This window comes from Bacillus sp. 0102A (genome assembly GCF_036765155.1).
Lineage (GTDB): Bacteria > Bacillota > Bacilli > Bacillales > Bacillaceae > Bacillus > Bacillus subtilis_G.
Map to the genome: position 1 here is coordinate 586,824 of NZ_JBAIZW010000002.1, position 18,278 is coordinate 605,101.

The 18,278-nt window shown below is 41.3% G+C and carries 16 protein-coding genes; 7 read left to right on the plus strand and 9 right to left on the minus strand.

Annotated features, from left to right (window positions below; all coding sequences use genetic code 11):
• Positions 1–111: 111 nt before the first annotated feature.
• The 4 genes from V6D41_RS07140 to fadH form a co-directional block, all read right to left on the minus strand.
• Entirely contained in the window at positions 112–630 is a 519-nt protein-coding gene (locus V6D41_RS07140; protein ID WP_087991024.1) for a ribonuclease H-like YkuK family protein, read from the minus strand.
• A 110-nt stretch (positions 631–740) separates the two neighbouring features.
• The gene (locus V6D41_RS07145; protein ID WP_003218671.1) at positions 741–980 is read right to left on the minus strand and encodes a YkuJ family protein; all 240 of its coding nucleotides are present in this window, start codon (positions 978–980) and stop codon (positions 741–743) included.
• 790 nt (positions 981–1,770) lie between these two features.
• A complete protein-coding gene (locus V6D41_RS07150; RefSeq protein ID WP_333517722.1) occupies positions 1,771–2,994 on the minus strand; it encodes an EAL domain-containing protein in 1,224 nt (407 codons plus the stop codon).
• A gap of 63 nt (positions 2,995–3,057) precedes the next feature.
• The gene (gene fadH / locus V6D41_RS07155; protein ID WP_333517723.1) at positions 3,058–3,822 is read right to left on the minus strand and encodes a 2,4-dienoyl-CoA reductase; all 765 of its coding nucleotides are present in this window, start codon (positions 3,820–3,822) and stop codon (positions 3,058–3,060) included.
• 144 nt (positions 3,823–3,966) lie between these two features.
• Here fadH and V6D41_RS07160 point away from each other — a divergent pair, with 144 nt between their 5' ends.
• The 4 genes from V6D41_RS07160 (at position 3,967) to V6D41_RS07175 (ending at position 7,336) form a co-directional block, all read left to right on the plus strand.
• Positions 3,967–4,827: a metallophosphoesterase gene (locus V6D41_RS07160; RefSeq protein ID WP_333517724.1), complete on the plus strand. Its 861-nt coding sequence runs from the start codon at positions 3,967–3,969 to the stop codon at positions 4,825–4,827.
• Positions 4,828–4,883: 56 nt separating this feature from the next.
• Positions 4,884–5,378, plus strand: a complete 495-nt coding sequence (locus V6D41_RS07165; protein ID WP_080010306.1) for a L,D-transpeptidase family protein — start codon at positions 4,884–4,886, stop codon at positions 5,376–5,378.
• A gap of 75 nt (positions 5,379–5,453) precedes the next feature.
• A complete protein-coding gene (locus V6D41_RS07170; RefSeq protein ID WP_333517725.1) occupies positions 5,454–6,746 on the plus strand; it encodes an MFS transporter in 1,293 nt (430 codons plus the stop codon).
• A 125-nt stretch (positions 6,747–6,871) separates the two neighbouring features.
• Positions 6,872–7,336: a YkyB family protein gene (locus V6D41_RS07175; RefSeq protein ID WP_087991019.1), complete on the plus strand. Its 465-nt coding sequence runs from the start codon at positions 6,872–6,874 to the stop codon at positions 7,334–7,336.
• Positions 7,337–7,378: 42 nt separating this feature from the next.
• Here V6D41_RS07175 and cheV read toward each other — a convergent pair whose 3' ends face one another.
• Entirely contained in the window at positions 7,379–8,290 is a 912-nt protein-coding gene (cheV, locus tag V6D41_RS07180; protein WP_087991018.1) for a chemotaxis protein CheV, read from the minus strand.
• A 206-nt stretch (positions 8,291–8,496) separates the two neighbouring features.
• Between cheV and V6D41_RS07185 the strand changes: the two genes are divergently transcribed.
• The gene (locus tag V6D41_RS07185; RefSeq protein ID WP_289347050.1) at positions 8,497–8,658 is read left to right on the plus strand and encodes a hypothetical protein; all 162 of its coding nucleotides are present in this window, start codon (positions 8,497–8,499) and stop codon (positions 8,656–8,658) included.
• 200 nt (positions 8,659–8,858) lie between these two features.
• The gene (locus V6D41_RS07190; protein ID WP_087991016.1) at positions 8,859–10,040 is read left to right on the plus strand and encodes an aminotransferase A; all 1,182 of its coding nucleotides are present in this window, start codon (positions 8,859–8,861) and stop codon (positions 10,038–10,040) included.
• Positions 10,041–10,049: 9 nt separating this feature from the next.
• Here V6D41_RS07190 and kinA read toward each other — a convergent pair whose 3' ends face one another.
• Positions 10,050–11,870, minus strand: coding sequence for a sporulation histidine kinase KinA (gene kinA, locus V6D41_RS07195; protein WP_333517726.1), 1,821 nt, complete (start codon positions 11,868–11,870; stop codon positions 10,050–10,052).
• A 161-nt stretch (positions 11,871–12,031) separates the two neighbouring features.
• The gene (locus tag V6D41_RS07200) at positions 12,032–14,152 is read right to left on the minus strand and encodes a peptidoglycan D,D-transpeptidase FtsI family protein (RefSeq protein WP_333517727.1); all 2,121 of its coding nucleotides are present in this window, start codon (positions 14,150–14,152) and stop codon (positions 12,032–12,034) included.
• Positions 14,153–14,488: 336 nt separating this feature from the next.
• Between V6D41_RS07200 and V6D41_RS07205 the strand changes: the two genes are divergently transcribed.
• Positions 14,489–15,262 (plus strand): CAP domain-containing protein, encoded by a 774-nt coding sequence (locus V6D41_RS07205; protein ID WP_148963742.1) that lies wholly within the window; start codon positions 14,489–14,491, stop codon positions 15,260–15,262.
• Positions 15,263–15,301: 39 nt separating this feature from the next.
• Here V6D41_RS07205 and V6D41_RS07210 read toward each other — a convergent pair whose 3' ends face one another.
• The gene (locus V6D41_RS07210; protein ID WP_333517728.1) at positions 15,302–16,168 is read right to left on the minus strand and encodes an NAD(P)-dependent oxidoreductase; all 867 of its coding nucleotides are present in this window, start codon (positions 16,166–16,168) and stop codon (positions 15,302–15,304) included.
• A 140-nt stretch (positions 16,169–16,308) separates the two neighbouring features.
• The gene (gene mcpC, locus V6D41_RS07215) at positions 16,309–18,276 is read right to left on the minus strand and encodes a methyl-accepting chemotaxis protein McpC (protein ID WP_333517729.1); all 1,968 of its coding nucleotides are present in this window, start codon (positions 18,274–18,276) and stop codon (positions 16,309–16,311) included.
• Between the last annotated feature and the right edge of the window lie 2 nt (positions 18,277–18,278).

An 18,278-nucleotide genomic window follows, 5' to 3' on the forward strand; every position in this document is an offset into this window, starting at 1 on the left:
AATACCTCTGAAAGCAAGACAACTTACTTTCAGCTCTACCGCTAGAATAAGTAATCAGAAAACAAACGTCAACCGCATAATTCGACAATTCCCTTGGCTTTTCAGCCGGAATTATTTTGTGAAACGATTTGCATAGCTGAAGGCAGTGTATGAATCCGGTTTAATTTTTGCCTCAATCCCCATGGAAGTGATGCGTCCTGTCATTTCTTGAATCAGTTCTTTTGTAAGCCCTTTTTTCCCAATATCCAAGTGAACCTCAAAGGTAAGATCCGCTCCCTCACCGGTAAAGGGCAGGAGCAGATCGGTAATATCCATTAAGTGTCCATCAAGAATATAAGCGGCCGTTTCTTGGCTGTACGCCGTTTCTAACGAAATCTTCTCCCGAAGACTATGTATGGGTCTGTCGACTGTATGATTTTTCAAGCAGCCCCAAGCTCCCTTGCCTGTACGATGCAAATGTAATGCGGTAATAAACTTTGTGTAATCGCGGTAAACCTGTGAATCAGTTCCAATAGATAACACATAGGAGGAACGGGGGTCCTTTCGAATAAAGGCTTTAAGCCGCTCCATCACATCTTGAAAGGTCATCTGTGCTTCTGAAAGATTATAAAACAGAAAAGAATCAGCCATGCCGACACTCCTTTTCAAGGATTTACAACCATGAAACAAGTATGTTCCTTATCGTTTATTGCGATTACTTTTTGCAGAAGCGGGAGCTGGTTCCCCCTATTTCAGGAATCTTACTGAAGAAGTTCAAAGATTTCGATGGAAACCATGTCGATATTATCAAACGGATATGTGTTAGGTTTTTCACCTTTTTGGAAAACCGTCAGCTCAAACGTTTGATTTTTTTCGAAATATTTAACACTGCATATTTTCTCACCATTTACTTCGAAATAACGCTGCATTGGCTCGTTAGCCGCTTCCGCTGTTTCTTGCAGACTTTGCAGCCGTGTGATGATACCCATTAATTGTGACATTCTAAAAAAAGACTCCTTTCAAAAAGCAACTTCAAATCAACAAGTATTTATTATAATACAAGTTCTATTGAGCATCATACCATAAAGTCGGACAGGATGGCATTTTCCCTGCCGAATTTAAGAAAAGAAAAAAAGTGAAAAAAACGATTTTTAATTAGTTTGAGGCTTTTTTTGAATGTCATGCACACAATTATGATTTTTTTGATATACCCGCAGAATCAATTTCCAACTTCCTAAACATTTTCTTTTGATATTCCTGATGCAAATTCCTCCGGCGTTCTCTGAAATCTGAAATCGGCCCGCCCTTTTCGAGTCCCTCTAGGTTAAATTCCTGGACCGTCATACTGGAGATACGAGATCGTAAAACAGTTTTTCATGTCTTCTAGCTTCGAAAGTTAAACGACTGGACATGTAATGATTCAGAGTGGGCATCACGGCGAATTCGCCGCCTAATAGACCTTGCACGGCCGCTTCCGCATTGGCATCGGGGTGTTCGGGCGCGGGAAAATCAAAGCAACAGCCCGCAGCTCCTAATTACCATTTCTGTTCCTCCGGCGTTCAACGTTTTCCACTAGTAAGATTTATTGCTTCAGTGGATTGTCTTATGCTCTGGTAAATAAAAAAACTTGGCGGGGGTAGCGCCAAGCTTTTTCGGATCTTGATCTGATAGAGGGGTTGGGGAACAGAGAGTAGGTTCTCTCTATAAACAAATGATAATGATTATCAGTATCAATGTCAATCGTTTTTACATATTTTTTTCAATTTAATAAAAAAACGGCCTTTCAGCCGCTTAAATCAACCCATCCTGCTCATATAAATAAGAATAAGGCAAGTCTATAAATAAATACATCTGATGATCCATCGGATACGAAAACGTTCTGATCATTTCACCTGTTTCCAAATCACTGTACAGATCACTAAAAAACCCTTTTCTGAGATTTCTCATTCTCATAATGTTCTCCAGAAAATAAGGACGCCAGCTCCAATTCTTTTCCGCGTATTCCGGCTGGTAAACCCATTCTCCATCTTGTTTAAACACATTTCCCGTCAGCTGATCGCCTTCTTCATCACACATGTAAATTCTAAAGCTGCAATCTGTCAGCTCTTCCGCCAGCTTTTTAATAAAGTCATCATCAGAAGACAGATTGTTTTTTCTTAAAGATGTCACAGCTTGATGCACTCGTTTGTAAAACTGTTCAGAGTGCTCATGGACGGTTTCAAGCTTCTTTTTCTCATGTGTAATAAATTGGTGAAATTCAGTCTTAAGTCTTCGCTTCAATACATCTCTCTCTAGAAACTTTTCAGATGGAGACAACAAGTAATACCCCTGAAAATAACGGCCTCCGTTTCTCCAAGCGTACTGAAGCTGGAAGTTCGCTTCAATGTCTTCAAACAGCAGCGCCGCACCGATTTTTCTCGCTAATAAAGATATACTGTACAGCACATGCTCATATGACGGTGACGGCTGTGATACTTTAAGCGCCTGCAAATCGATTTTTAACAGATCTGGTGAAAGCAGTGCGATTCTGTCCAGGTTGCTGCTTTCTTTCCCGATGTTATCAACTGCGATTTTAATTCCGTATGTACGATAGTAGGCAAGCATATGGTAGAGCTGTTCCATATCCCCTTCAAAATTGTGCTCCGTAATTTCAAGCACAAAACGATGAAGTTCGATCCCCTTTGCTTCATACTCTTTCAGAAGCTCCAGAAAGCTTTCACCATGATCAAGCATCAGCAGATTGGCATCCTGATTCATAAAAATCAGCAGATCAGAATCCGCCTCTAAAAAGCAGTCAAGAGCTTGGCGGATAATTCTGTTATCAACCTCTAATTTATATTCTTCGGGTATCCCAGCGTCTAAAAAGAAGGGACCAAGACTTTGGATTTCTGAATCTGCCAGAATTCGTCCAAGCACCTCATATCCGATGATCTTCTGTTCCTCGGCACTGAAAATCGCCTGGTAATATGGAAGGACATCATCAATGTTCGTTAAAATATCAAGTGGATCCAACATGTTATCACCTGCTTCTCTATCTTTGTCTGATTATACCACATTGAATCCAAAGATTAATATGCGTTAAAACGGATAAGGATTCAGCCATTGCCCTCCATCCATTGTGATACAATCCCCGTTTATATAAGATGCTTCGTCAGAAAGCAAAAACGCAGCCAAAGCGGCGATTTCCTCCGGTGTGCCCAGCCGGCCGAGCGGTACACTGTTCATGGTACGGGTCATCGCTTTTTCCGATTCAAATAGTTTCTCCGCACCGCCTGTTCGTTCAATAGGGCCGGGGGCTATCGCGTTTGTGCGGATTCCGTATTGGCTCCCCCACTCCACGGCCAGCGTCCTTGTCAGTGACAACACCCCTGCTTTGGCTGCAGCGGAATGAACGACCCCCGCTCCCGCTCCCCAAGCGTATGTGGCGGCCATATTTAAAATGACACCCTTCTGTTGCTGTTCGATCCAATGTCTGGCTGCAGCTTGGCTGCAAAAGAATGTGCCGTTTAAAACAATCTCAATAACGGCTTTCCATCCATTTGGTGTCAGCTTTTCTGCCGGGCAAATAAAATTTCCGGCCGCATTGTTAATCAGCGCATCAAGCCGTCCAAAGGCTTTTATTGCTTCTGTAATCATGTTTGAAGCTTCGGAATCAGAACGGACATCCATTTGAAAACAGGCGACTTGCCCCTCAAAGGTCTCAATTTCTCTTTTCGTATCCTCTAGTGCTTCCTGGTTCCGTCCTGTCACCATGACATACCAGCCTAATTCAGCCTGTTTTTTTGCCATCGCCTTTCCCATGCCGCTTGACCCGCCGGTAATAATAACCGTCTTTTTTTCCATGTTTCTCCCTCCTCTGTTATGAATGAGTATTCATTCAATATTATTCTATCATTATATGCCTGCCTCTGTCAGTACATGCTCACATGAGATTTTTTCAAGATACAGATGATATAATAGAAAAACTCTATTAAAGGTTGGTTTGAAATGAAAAAGATATCCAGAAGGCAATTTTTGAAAGGAATGTTCGGTGCTCTTGCTGCCGGGGCTTTAACGGCCGGCGGAGGATACAGCTATGCCAGATATCTGGAGCCGCATATGATCGAGACAACCGAACACACAATCAAAAGCTCTCTCATCCCGCACGGATTTGACGGATTTAAAATCGTGCAGTTCAGTGATACACACTTGAGTGATTATTTTACTCTTGAAGATTTAAAAACTGTTATCCTGTCAATTAATGAATGTAAACCTGATCTCATTGTTTTTACCGGTGATATCATCGATAATCCTGATACGTACCAGCAACACCAGGCAGTCATTCCATTATTGAGAAAACTACATGCGCCCTTTGGCAAGTTTTGTATTTACGGCAATCATGATCACGGAGGCTATGGAACTGCCGTTTACAAGAGCCTGATGACGGCCGGCGGTTTTACTGTATACCGCAATGGCTATCAAACATTGTCGCTTGCAGATGGCAGCGAAATCGAGATTGCATCGCTTGATGACTTAATGCTCGGAAACCCAGATTATGAAGGCATCCTCTCAAGGCTAAGTGACAGACTATTTTCCATTCTGCTCGTCCATGAACCTGATGCAGCCTTGAAAACAACAGGGTATCCGGTGAATCTTCAGCTTTCCGGCCATACACACGGCGGCCAGATTCAGCTGCCTTTTTACGGACCGATTATTACGCCTCCATATGGAAAGGTCTACACAGAAGGAATGTATCAAACAGGCAGCACTCATATTTACGTAAACCGCGGCCTTGGGATGACCAGACTGCCTTTGCGGTTTCTAGCCAAACCTGAAATCACTGTCTTTACCTTAAAAAGCATAAATTAATGTAGCAGGATGGACTCCTCATCAATACTTATAAGTAAAAAAGGAGGATGAGGAAACTGCTTACGTACCAGGTGAAGCAAGGTGATACACTGAGCAGCATCGCTGCTGATTTCAGAATCAGCACCGCTGCATTAATACAGGCTAATCCGTCACTGCAGGCAGGGATCACTGCGGGACAGTCCATTGTCATACCCGGCCTGCCGGACCCTAATACGATTCCGTATCATATTGCAGTCTCAATCGGAGCGAAGACCCTTACGCTGTTCCAGAATAATCAGATCATGAAAACCTATCCCATCGCCGTTGGTAAAATACTAACGCAAACGCCTACTGGCGAGTTTTACATTATTAACCGCCAGCGCAAGCCCGGCGGCCCATTTGGCGCTTATTGGCTAAGCCTTTCAAAACAGCACTATGGAATACACGGGACGAATAATCCCGCTTCGATTGGCAAGGCTGTTTCTAAAGGCTGTATTCGCATGCATAACAAAGACGTGATCGAACTCGCTTCAATTGTGCCAAACGGAACAAGAGTCACCATTAACCGGTAATGTTTTCTTATTTGTTTCAAAAACAGGCGGTTTATAATATGATAAAGTGGGACCTTTAGGGTAAGGAGCGTTTTTATGGATATATTTAAAAATCGTAATTTTGTTCGTCTATTTTTCGCAGCACTCGCTTCTCAAATGGGCACGACAGTAGGCAACATGGCATTTGCTTTTTTCTTGCTGGACCGCTTCAGCAGCCAGCCTTCATATACGACCTTGGCAGAGCTGATGTATTCTCTCCCGACCGTATTTGTATTTCTGATCGTGGGAGTCGTCGCAGACCGGTTTGACAGAAAAAAGGTAGCGGAAAACTGCGATTGGATTAGAGCAGGCCTGACTGTCGTCCTTTTTTTCACTTTATTTACCGGCAATATTCCTCTTGTTTTCTGTATTTTATTTGTCAGAAGCGCTGTAACGAAGTTTTTCTTTCCGGCAGAAAACAGTTTAGTACAAGCCATTTTGCCGAAGGAGCATTATGCGAAAGCTGCTGGGCTTAATCAGATGCTTTTTAGTATTTTTATGGTGTTCGGAGTCGGAATAGGTGCTTTTATGTACAACACAATCGGCATTGAAGGCGCCATTATTCTCGATTTTGTCAGCTTTATCATTTCCGGGCTCCTGATCCGCAGCTGCCGAATTCCGAAAGAAGCCCGACAGCCAAACGGTGCATTCAGCTGGAGAAAAGCTTCTGTTAAAGATTCAATAAATGATTTTAGGGAAGGCATTCTCTATATTTCAAAAAACAAACTGCTGGCATCTCTGATTTTCGGCTTCTTCATTTTTGGATTTGTCAATGGTGGATTCGCCGTATTGCCGATGTTTACAATGAAATATGGATTGGCGCCTGACCGTTATGAATGGCATACGTCTGTATTTACGATCGCACTCGGTTTTGGGCTGCTGGCGGGAAGTGTAATCGGCACGATCATCTCTAAAAAAGTGAAGCCGCACTTTTTAATGTCGATACCGATTTTCATTGCAGGTTTGTTGATTTTCGTCCTCGGCTATACAAATGTTTTATGGGTCTATTACGCGGCATCCTTTGCCCTGGGAATGTGCATCGGACCGGTCAACATTGCTATCGGAGGCTGGATGCCAAAGATTGTTCACCCTAAGCTGATGGGACGTGTAAGCGGCTTGCAGGACCCTTTTATGATGTTTGCACAGTCTCTGACACTCGGTTTAGTTGCGCTGTTATTCCCTAAGTTCGTTTCAAACATTGATTATCTTTATTACGGCATGGGCGTTATCACCTTAATTGTTTTTATTTTTTATTTTGTAGCACTGCCAAAATACAGTGCACAGGCTGTGGAAGTGAATGTTCAAGAAGCATTTCAAGAGCAGCCCAAAAAGAAAGCAAGATCTGTATAATATAGGTTATAAATGCGCTTTTTTTCTCAGAAAAAAGCGCATTTTTACAATCAATATTTGCATTTCAACTTTAAAAAAGTATAATCTAATCATATAGAACTTGATAAGAGCAAAGGAGAGAAATAATGGACGACCATGCATATACGAAAGATCTGCAGCCAACCGTAGAAAATCTTTCAAAAGCAGTTTACACAGTGAACCGCCATGCAAAAACCGCCCCCAACCCTAAATACCTATATCTGCTGAAAAAACGGGCTTTGCAAAAGCTTGTCAAAGAAGGTAAAGGAAAGAAAATAGGGCTTCATTTTTCAAAAAATCCAAGGTTCAGCCAACAGCAATCGGACGTGCTTATCTCAATCGGAGACTACTATTTTCACATGCCTCCAACTAAAGAAGACTTCGAACATCTTCCGCATTTAGGTACACTTAATCAGTCGTACCGAAATCCTAAAGCTCAAATGTCTTTAACAAAGGCGAAACACCTATTGCAAGAATATGTCGGCATGAAAGAAAAGCCGCTTGTGACAAATCGCCAGCAGCCAGCTTATCATAAACCCGTCTTTAAAAAACTCGGCGAGAGTTACTTTTAAAATAAAAACAGCCGTGCCCCTTCGGGCATCGGCTGTTTTTATTTATTCGATAACATACGTATCCACTTTTTTAATCAAATCACTGATCTCAGGCTTGCTGATTTGCTCATCTGCGCCAACGACTTCTCCGCGGTGACGCAAATCATCGGTAATTAACGATGAGAAAATCATAACCGGGACTTCTGAGCTTTTCGGATTTTCCTTCAACAGCTTTGTGAGCCTGTGTCCGTCCATTTTTGGCATTTCAATATCAGTGATGATCATATCAATCTGTTCTGATAAATCCGTTTCGTTTTCAGCAAGGTTCATAATGTACTCATAAGCCTCTTTTCCGTTTTCAAACGAAGAAACATTGTTGTACCCTGCTTCTTTTAACTCATCCTGCAAAAGACGCATCAAAAGCGGTGAGTCCTCTACAATGATAAGCTTTTTATCAGCTCTTCTTTGATCAAAGCCCTCGGTATGCATATTGTACGTATCCACACCTGAGTCTGATTCAATGTCATAAATAATTTTTTCATAGTCAGGCAAAAAGATCATCAAGTCTTCGAGCTTAATTATTCCGGTAAGGTGCCGCTCCATTCCTTGATTTAACGATGTCGGCTTTTCAATTGCTTCCCAGGATACTCTGTGAATTTGAGAAACAGAGCCGACATGGAAAACAATTTTCCGTTTATTAAATTCAGTCACGATATATTTCTCGTCTTTTGATCCATCAGGCTCAACTCCAAAAAATGAGAAGAGGCTGATCACAGGGAGAATTTCTCCTCTGATCTTAATCATGCCTTCTACATGCTGATGGGAGTGAGGCACTGTTGTCACCTCGACTGGCTGAATAATTTCCCTTACCTTCATGACGTTAATTCCGAAAGCATTATCGCCCACGCCAAACTTCACAATTTCTAATTCATTTGTACCAGAATCCAATAAAATCTCGTATTGTTGTAACGACACTTCAATCCCTCGCTATTCGCATTCAGTATTGTACTGTATATATCGGCGTAAATTGTAAAAAGTGAATGGCATGGCTCTTCAAAATCGGATTCGTATAGCGTCTTGCCGCGTTTCTTAAAAAAAGAAACTTTTTTCCTAATAACCATTGACTTTCCAACTAGCAGTGATAAAATAGTCAAGGATTTTTCCAAAGAAGGGTGTAAATAATGGGTACCTTAGTAATATTTAAAGTAAATGAAATGACTGTTTTAGAAGATATCAGTGAAGAGACTTACCTGGATATGAAGAAAGAATCAGCTGACCTTCAAGAAGAGCATCCCCCGTATATGATTTGGCACAAAGACCTTCATTTTGATTATGGTTATTAATGAAATCGGCACATATAAACAATAATAGAACATGATACAATAAAGACAATCAAAGCGCTGGTTGTCTTCTTTTTTCTGTAAAGAAAGGTATGTTTAGAAAAAAGGTGCATATAATCGAAATATATCGGCTAAAAAGATGACAAATGGTCAGCTAGTGGTAAAATAGGATAAACTCATTATATTTGTTAAGGTGATGAATTATGGAACATTTGCTGAATCCGAAAGCAAGAGAGATTGAAATTTCAGGAATACGCAAATTCTCAAATCTTGTAGCTCAACACGAAGATGTCATTTCACTTACAATCGGCCAGCCTGATTTTTTTACGCCGCATCATGTGAAAGCTGCAGCAAAAAAAGCCATTGATGAAAACGTGACGTCATATACTCCGAACGCCGGCTATCTTGAGCTGAGACAAGCAGTACAGATTTATATGAAGAAAAAAGCGGATTTCAACTATGATGCTGAATCTGAAATCATCATCACAACAGGCGCAAGTCAAGCCATTGATGCTGCATTCCGGACGATTTTATCGCCCGGTGATGAAGTGATTATGCCGGGCCCGATTTATCCAGGCTATGAACCTATTATCAATTTGTGCGGCGCTAAGCCTGTTATTGTTGATACCAGGTCACACGGCTTTAAGCTTACTGCCCGCCTGATTGAAGATGCTCTGACTCCTAACACCAAGTGTGTCGTGCTTCCTTATCCGTCAAATCCTACCGGTGTGACTTTATCTGATGAAGAGCTGAAAAGCATCGCCGCCCTTTTAAAAGGCAGAAATGTCTTCGTATTGTCTGATGAAATATACAGTGAATTAACATATGACAGACCGCATTACTCCATTGCTACGCATTTGCGGGATCAAACGATTGTCATTAATGGCTTGTCAAAATCACACAGCATGACTGGCTGGAGAATTGGATTTTTATTCGCGCCGAAAAACATCGCAAAGCACATTTTAAAGGTTCATCAATACAATGTGTCATGTGCGTCATCGATTTCTCAAAAAGCCGCGCTTGAAGCTGTGACAAACGGCTTTGACGACGCCCTGATTATGAGGGAACAATACAAAAAACGTCTGGACTATGTGTATGACCGCCTTGTTTCCATGGGACTTGACGTTGTCAAACCGTCAGGCGCGTTTTATATCTTCCCTTCTATTAAATCATTTGGAATGTCTTCATTTGATTTTAGTATGGCTCTTTTGGAGGATGCTGGTGTGGCACTCGTGCCGGGCAGCTCATTCTCAAAGTATGGTGAAGGATATGTGAGACTGTCTTTCGCATACTCGCTGGACACGCTAAGAGAAGGGCTGGACCGCTTAGAAATATTTGTATTAAAAAAACGGGAATCCATGCAGACGATAAACAACGGCGTTTAAGCCGTTGTTTTATTTTTTTGGAAATGAAATTTTAAACGCTGTGCCTTTTTCCGGCTGGCTGTCTACATGGATGACTCCCTGATGATTTTCAATGATATTATATGTAACCATCAGTCCAAGCCCCGTGCCTTTTTCTTTTGTCGTTAAAAATGGTTCTCCAATTCGGTTCAGCACCTTTTCAGGTATGCCTTCCCCTTCATCTTTGACAGTGACATGAACAGAATGCTCATCCTCAGTTATGATAATGTCTACTGTTCCCCCGTCAGGCATTGATTCAACCGCATTTTTAATTAAATTAATGAATACCTGCTTTAATTGATTCTGATCCCCGTTGATATAAATGCTGTCTCTTTCATAGCTGGTTCTGATAAAAATGCCATTCAAATTTGCCTGCGTTTCCAGCAGGGCCGAGACCTCACCAATTAATTTTTTCAGGTTCAAATATTCTTTAACGGCATTTTGCTGGGGTTTCGCCAGCATGAGAAGCTCACTGAGTATTAATTCAATGCGGCTGAGTTCAGAAAACACAATATCAAAGTAATGTTCATTTTCTTCCATTGTCGGTTTCATCAGCTGCAAAAATCCTTTGATCGCTGTCAGCGGGTTGCGGATCTCATGGGCGATACCCGCCGCGAGCTGCCCTGCGATTGATAATTTTTCCGATTGCAGCATCAATTCTTCTGTTTGTTTTCTCTCAGAAATATCCCGAAGAATGACTTGGACAGCCGCTTCACCAAAAAAGGTCGTCGGAATGCAGACCATCTCCGTATAAATGACCCTGTTCTGAAAGGTGAACCAGGATTGCTTGACAATTTCTGATTCTGTTTTTTGCTCGGCGATGTTTTGAATTCTCTCTTTTACGTCCTCATGATCGCAAGGGTGCAGCTGATCATATATGTTTTTTCCAATTAAATCCTCATAGGTAGCCGCTTCAAACAGTGAAATTCCCGACTCATTCATAAACACCCATTTTCCATTATGAATCACCGCAATGGTATCGATTGAATTTTGAATGAGCAGCTGATATCGTTCACGGCTTTTTTGCAGGATAGTTTGGAATTTTTTTCTTGAAGAGATGTCGATCAGCAGCAGCAGTTCAGCCTGCTGGTTTTTGTAGACGGTCGGGGACGCTTTCACTTCTAAATGAACAGGTGTGCTATCAAGCCTTTTCCACGTCTGTTCAATCATTCCGACTTCCATTCCTTTTTGCATTCGTATAATCCTGTTTTTCACGATATCGTGATATTCTTCTTCAATAAATTCATAGGACCATTTGCCAATAATAGCATCCTTGCTTTTCGCTCCGAGCATTGAAAGCATGGCGCTGTTTGCATAGACGATCTTGCCTTTGACACTGATGCATAGCGGACTCGGGAGATTTTCAACTAACCGCTCATAATCATCCGTTATATATGTAGTCGATTCCGGGCTTGCAGGCTCGATTTCATGTTTTTCACAGTTTAGGGATTGATGGCCTGTTTCTTCTTCAAGAACTTTCATTTTCAAAATGATTTCCCGTTCTGTCCGCTCAGCTCTTGTCGTAACAATTTCTACCGCAGCCTCCACCCACACAATCGTATGGTCTTTTTTTATAAAACGAAAGGTACACGGCATCAGGTGATGTTCATTATAAAAATAGCTTTCAACTAAAAATTGGTCTTCCTCATGCAGAAACGTTTTGAGGAATGATCCGATCATCTCTCCTTGGAGATAGCCCAAATGCAGTTTGGAGTTGGCAGATATATAAATGATGCGTCCATTAGAGGCCAAGACTGCATGAATATCGGTTTTTGTTTGAAATGGTTTAACATGCTGCGTATCCTGTTCCACAGAATCCCTCCTTTGCATGATCATCTTATTTCACATATACAGATTGACTTTTACCTAGTATGATTCGCTAGAAAATGAGTATTCTCCTTCTATTCTTATAGTGAACGTCAATTTTTGAATAAATGAAAGGGCGCACAATCTTTCAGATGTGCACCCTCTTTTTACTTTTTATTGTGTTTCTTTTCGAGCTCTGCGTAAGCGTGAATAGCTCTTTTGGCAATGAGTTTGTTAATTGGATCGTGGTCGTTTGCTACAGAAGGTACAACAACACTGAAAGCCACTTTTGGATTTTTCGACGGGTAATAGCCTACAAAAGTTAGGTTATATGTTTTTTTCCCCCACCAATTACGGTTCGTGCCGTAGTAAAATGTTTCCGCAGTTCCTGTTTTCCCAGAAACATCTTCTGTAAATGTATTTTGAGCAGTCCCTGAAGCGGTGACTAATTTCATTCCGGTCTTTACCTGCTGTATGTCACTTTCTGTATTGTTAATTTTATTGAGAATGTTTGGCTTTCTTTGTTCAATTGTTTTTCCAAGCCCTTCTTTATTGCTGGGCTCATGAACACTTGTAACTACTCTTGGCTGAATACGGTAGCCTCCATTGGCAATGGATGAGATATACTGCGCCATTTGAAGCGGAGTGTATGTATCGTATTGGCCGATTGCCAAGTCTAAAATTAACCCCCCTACAGTATCAGGTGTGGTTTGCATACCTGCTGATTCCTGCGGCAGATCGATACCTGTCTTTACGCCCAGGCCAAATTGACTGTAATAATTTCTCATTTTATTTAAGTCCTTCTGATCAGCAGGCAGAGATCCATGCGGCTTATATGTAACACCTGCAATGTGCATGGCGACATTAAACATATATACATTTGAGCTTTTTTGCAAAGCGGTTAATTCATTGATCGTTCCCATGTTGGTATAGGATTTTTTCGGTCTGTTGTTACCTGCAAAATACAGAGGTGTATCAACAAAATATTTATAATGCGGAATCCCGTCCTGATAGCCGGCAAGTACGGTGGCGCCCTTTACTGCTGAACCCATTTCATATTGGGTCGTAAATGCACCTATCGCATAATCTTGCGTTTTATTTGTTTCTAAATCTATCTTTTTTCCTGCCAACGACAAAATATCGCCGTTATTCGGGTCCATCATCACGACAAAGGCTCTGTCAAGCATATAGTTTCCGCGTGCACGGCTGTTTCTCACTTCTTCTTCAATAATCTTTTCTATCTTTGCCTGGAGCTCCATATCGAAAGAAAGCCGAAGATCGTATCCCCTGCTGCCTTTATCAATGGTTTTTTGGCTGACGACATTTCCTTTATTGTCTTCTACGTATTGCACTTTTTCTTTATGGGAATTTAAGTAGTCTTCATATTGATACTCTAAATAACTTTTCCCCACTCTGTCATTATTCGCATAGCCTCTTGTTAAGTAGAAATCTTTCCGGTCGCTCAGCAGGCCCTGTTCAGGTGTTGTGACGCCTCCGAAAACGGAATAGAGGGTTTTGTCATAAGGATATTTTCGTGTCCAATCGTTTACGATGTCAATTCCCGGAAGCTCTTCTAAATGCTCAGAAACAATTGAAATTTCATCATATGTTAAGTCATTTTTTGGTCTTTGGCTGGAGCTTTTCTTCTCATCAAGCAGCGTTCCGTTTTTTCCATTGCTGTTGCTTTCATTTGGGTTCATCGCCTTTACGATTTGAGGTTCGTAAGCATTACCGCTTGAAAACCTTGTATATATCGCAGCGATTTTCATTTCTTCGTCATTTCGCTGAATAGCCTTCAAATCTTCATCCGAAACACGCTCAATTTGGAGCTTGTAAGCCTGAGCCCCTTTCAGATTGCTTTCAGATTCCTTAAGCAGAGCGGCAGCTTTTTTCGGATGGGATGCGATCCAGTAATCACGCAAATCTCTATCCTTCAAAAATTCGGTATCAATATGAATGAAAGCAGCAAGCTTCTTCGCTGTTTTGATTTTATCCTCTGTTTTTGTGCTCGATGTTGAAACATAGACAATTTCAGGCACGCTCTGGTTATCGACAGCAACTTTCTGATTTCTGTCATACATCTTCCCTCGAGGCGCGGGATAATACGCTGTTTTTGCATTTGCTATCTCAGCGTCTTCTTCATGCTGTTCGCCTTCAACAATTTGAACAACGCCAAGCTTAAAGATTAATGCAGTGAATAGAAGAAAGACAGCAAGGAAAAAAAGGTTCATTCTGATGGCTCTGTTTCCTTTGCTCTTTTTCTTTGGTTCACGTCCTATTTCAGTCACTTCTGGTTACCCCTCTCAAATCATTCAATATATTTACATATACTGAGATTAATTGTAACACCTTTGTAATAGTTGTTACAGCAAAAAGGGATAAAAAAAGCTGTCAATATAAAAGCATATTTAAATTTAACTAACGATTCAAAAAAAAGGAAAACATGTAACAGTGTGATAAAACATGATTTGCAGCTGATTCCCTGCTTTTCAAGGATTCAGCACACATTGGTTACAAAAATGACAATCTCTCTTTGTCAAAGGGAAGTGATGGATACTTTATGACAAAAAAGCTATGTTATGATTTTTTTGTAGCAACAAACAACTCTAGGAGGTTATGAACTAATGAAGAAAGCATTTATTTTATCTGCTGCCGCTGCGGTTGGATTATTCACATTCGGGGGCGTACAGCAAGCATCAGCGAAAGAACTCTCCTGCCAGCATGTGGTAAAGGTGAAAATGGGGAACACAGTGCAAAACATGTCCCTTAACGATATAGTCAAAAAACTTCATATTAAAACAAATATCAAAACATTAAACGCTGCAAATGAAAAAGAGCTTAAGCAGCTTCTTCAAAAACATGCGAAGCAATCTAACATGAACATTCAGGATGTTCAAAAGACAGAGACTGCAAAACCTGCGCAAAAAACTACAGAAAAGGCAGCTGCTGAAAAAAACACTGCTGCTAAAGCACCTGCTGCTGCTGAAAAAACAAACAAAACAACATCTGCGCCTTCATCTGTAAGCGCGTATGAGAAAAAAGTTGTTGAGCTTACAAATGCAGAAAGACAAAAACAAGGCTTAAAGCCGCTTCAAATTGATGAAACGTTAAGCAAATCTGCACGCGCAAAATCTCAAGATATGAAAGACAAGAACTATTTTGATCACCAAAGCCCGACTTACGGCTCACCGTTTGATATGATGAAATCTTTCGGTATCAGCTACAAAACAGCAGGTGAAAACATCGCTAAGGGTCAAAAAACACCAGAAGAAGTAGTAAAAGCTTGGATGAACAGTGAAGGACACAGAAAAAACATTCTAAACGCTAACTTTACTCATATTGGTGTCGGTTACGTTGAGTCCGGAAGCATCTGGACACAGCAATTTATCGGAAAATAATACAAAAAAGATTGCCTGTACCGTACAGGCAATCTTTTTTCATTTCACCCAAAGCTTATATATACTTTGAGTCCCGCTGTTTTCTTCGCCTTGTGCAGCGAGCTTGTCATATAAGGATTTCGCAAGGGACAAGCCTGGCATTTCTTCTCCCATTAATTCCGCTTCCTCCAACGCAATTCCCATATCTTTAATAAAATGCTTCACATAAAAACCCGGTTCAAAGTTGTCTTGCAGCATACGGGGAGCAAGATTTGACAATGACCAGCTTCCGGCTGCGCCCGTTGTGATGCTTTTCAGGACATTTTCCGGCTGCAGGCCTGATTTTTGAGCATATGCCATCGCTTCCGCCACACCGATCATGCCGGCAGCGATTGCAATCTGATTACACATTTTGGTATGCTGTCCGCTTCCAGCCGGTCCTTGATATTGAATATTTTCTCCCATTAAAGAGAAAATCGGCATGCAGGCTTCAAATGCATCTTTTTCTCCGCCAACCATAATCGCGAGTGTTCCGTTTTGTGCACCGATATCTCCGCCGGAAACAGGGGCATCTAAAGCGAACAATGCTTTTTCTTTGGCTGCTTCAGCAATCTTCTTCGCAAGCGAAGGTTTAGATGTGGTCATATCAATGAGATACGCGCCTTCTTTTGCATTTTCAATAATTCCGTTGCTTCCGAAATACACTTCTTCAACATCACTGGGATAGCCGACCATTGTGATGATAACATCCGCTTCTTTTGAAAGATCTATGACTGTTTCTTTCCATACTGCGCCTTTTTGCAGTATGCTGTCTGCTTTTTCTTTTGTCCGGGTGTACACCAATACAGGATGGCCGTCATTCAGAATATGTGATGCCATGCTTCTTCCCATCACTCCAAGACCGATAAAACCAATTGTTTTTTTCAAGGTCATTCCTCCCAGATGTTTCGTTTTGATTTTAGTTAAAATTTATCATATTTCCTTCATTTTCTAGACTACCATATCTATTTATCTTATAGTAACTCTTAAAATAAAAAAATCCCCAAGTTTTTGGGGATTTAATTGGATTACAATGTGAATTTCGTAATTGTGCTCATTAGCTCTTGGCTTGCATGCTTTAATGTTTCCGTTGAGTGTTTGACTTTATCAAGGGTGATCAGCTGTTCATCAGTTGATGCATTCACTTCCTCTGCTGCAGCTGCCGATTCCTGTGATATGGCTGAAATACTTTGAATCGCTTCAGAAATCGCGAGCTGCTCTTCACTCATTCTTTGAATTTCTTCGTAAATGTGATCAATTCCTTGAACCAGTGACTGCATTTCCACGGTAATCGTGTTTAATACCTCTCCAGTCTCATGAATGGCACTGTTTTGTTCATCATTCATTCTGCTTGCCTCAACCATTGCGTGAGAGGCCTCTTTCGTCTCAACCTGGATAAGCTTCACAGTCTCGCTGATATGCTTTGTAGAAAGCGCTGATTGCTCGGCAAGCTTTCTCACTTCTTCAGCTACGACGGCAAAGCCGCGTCCGCTTTCTCCGGCTCTGGCTGCCTCAATGCTGGCATTTAAAGCAAGCAAGTTCGTTTGATCAGAAATATTTGAAATAGCTGTAACGACTTCTTCGATATTCTTTGTTTGATTTTCTAAATCAAGCAGCATCGTTTCAACCTTTTTCGTTTCCGTGTTGGCTTCGTTTGACTTCATCAGCAGCTGTCCGAGCGCGTCAAGTCCTTTATAGCTTGCATTCTCAGACGATTTTGAGCGTTCTTTCATTCCGCCTGCCTCCGCAGCAATTTGTCTGATTTTAGTTGACAGACTTTCTGATTTTTCGTTAATAGTCTCTACTTCAGAAGCCTGTTCTGATGCCCCTGCGGCTACTTCTTCAATCGCTTTTGCAATTTGTCCGCTTGTTTCATTGGTTTCCGCAGAGACAACTGTTAACTGCTCAGAGGTATCAGATACTTTCCCTGAAGATAGTCTCACTTGTTCAACCATATCCTTCATATTTTCAACCATCTGATTAAAATCTCTTGTTAAAATCCCGACTTCATCCTTGGATTTTGATTCAGCATGAACGGTTAAATCGCCTTCGGAAACTGCCTTCGTTTTTGCGATCAGCTGCTGTATCGGACCGGTTATCGTTTTGGCCAGGAAGTAGCTGAGAATGATCGTAGCGACAAGCGCTATCAATGATATCCAAAGATTCGCCCGATTCATTTTATCGGAAATCCACATTAATTTATCGGTATCAAATTGCGTTCCGACTTTCCAGCCCGTTTCACCAATCGTTTGGTACACAATCATTTTCCCATTTTCATCCTGTATCCCTTTTTTCTCAGATGCGATGGTTTTCAGTGTTTGATCCTTTGATATGTTTTTTCCTTGGTTTGACGGGTGTGCTAAAAGATTGCCGCTCGCATCAGCTAAAAAGGCAAATCCCTTGTAAGGCACCTTTTGCTTATTGACCATGCTCTGGATGGCAGAGAGTTTCAAATCGTAGCTGGCAACCCCCATCACTTTTTGCCCGTCAAGAACCGCTTTCGATGCTGTGACAATCATATCTCCTGTCACGACATCTTGATAAGGTTCCGTCCAAACGACTTGGTCCGGGGTTTCAGCTGCAAGCTTATACCATGGTCTCGATGTCGGATCATAATCATCAGCAAAATCGGCTTTCGGATATGTAAACATTTCTTTTTTTGCGGTGCCTATGTAAGCCATCGCAACATAATCATCGTTATCTTTGATTTGTTTAATATCATCGTTAAACAGCCGAGAAGCTTCTTTACTTGGTTTTGTTACAAATGTACGAGTTAATTCCCCATTAGCCAATCTCGATAACGATATGGCATAACTCTTTAATTGCAATTCAATATTTTGTTCAAGTGACTGCGTCACGTTTTGAGTTGTATTTTTCCCATCCTCTGTAATCATCGGTTTCAGCGTCAGATAAGAAGACAGCATTAAAAGAACAACTGTGACAATTAACATGATCGAAACAAAAACAGCAATCTTTATGTGAAGTTTTTTAAACAAAC

Bases quoted from the DNA above. Each gene is read 5' to 3' on its own strand.
- V6D41_RS07190 (WP_087991016.1), top strand. From the start codon at position 8,859: ATGGAACATTTGCTGAATCCGAAAGCAAGAGAGATTGAAATTTCAGGA.
- V6D41_RS07150 (WP_333517722.1), bottom strand. From the start codon at position 2,994: ATGTTGGATCCACTTGATATTTTAACGAACATTGATGATGTCCTTCCA.
- V6D41_RS07145 (WP_003218671.1), bottom strand. From the start codon at position 980: ATGTCACAATTAATGGGTATCATCACACGGCTGCAAAGTCTGCAAGAA.
- V6D41_RS07160 (WP_333517724.1), top strand. From the start codon at position 3,967: ATGAAAAAGATATCCAGAAGGCAATTTTTGAAAGGAATGTTCGGTGCT.
- fadH (WP_333517723.1), bottom strand. From the start codon at position 3,822: ATGGAAAAAAAGACGGTTATTATTACCGGCGGGTCAAGCGGCATGGGA.
- V6D41_RS07205 (WP_148963742.1), top strand. From the start codon at position 14,489: ATGAAGAAAGCATTTATTTTATCTGCTGCCGCTGCGGTTGGATTATTC.
- V6D41_RS07175 (WP_087991019.1), top strand. From the start codon at position 6,872: ATGGACGACCATGCATATACGAAAGATCTGCAGCCAACCGTAGAAAAT.
- V6D41_RS07140 (WP_087991024.1), bottom strand. From the start codon at position 630: ATGGCTGATTCTTTTCTGTTTTATAATCTTTCAGAAGCACAGATGACC.
- V6D41_RS07185 (WP_289347050.1), top strand. From the start codon at position 8,497: ATGGGTACCTTAGTAATATTTAAAGTAAATGAAATGACTGTTTTAGAA.
- V6D41_RS07170 (WP_333517725.1), top strand. From the start codon at position 5,454: ATGGATATATTTAAAAATCGTAATTTTGTTCGTCTATTTTTCGCAGCA.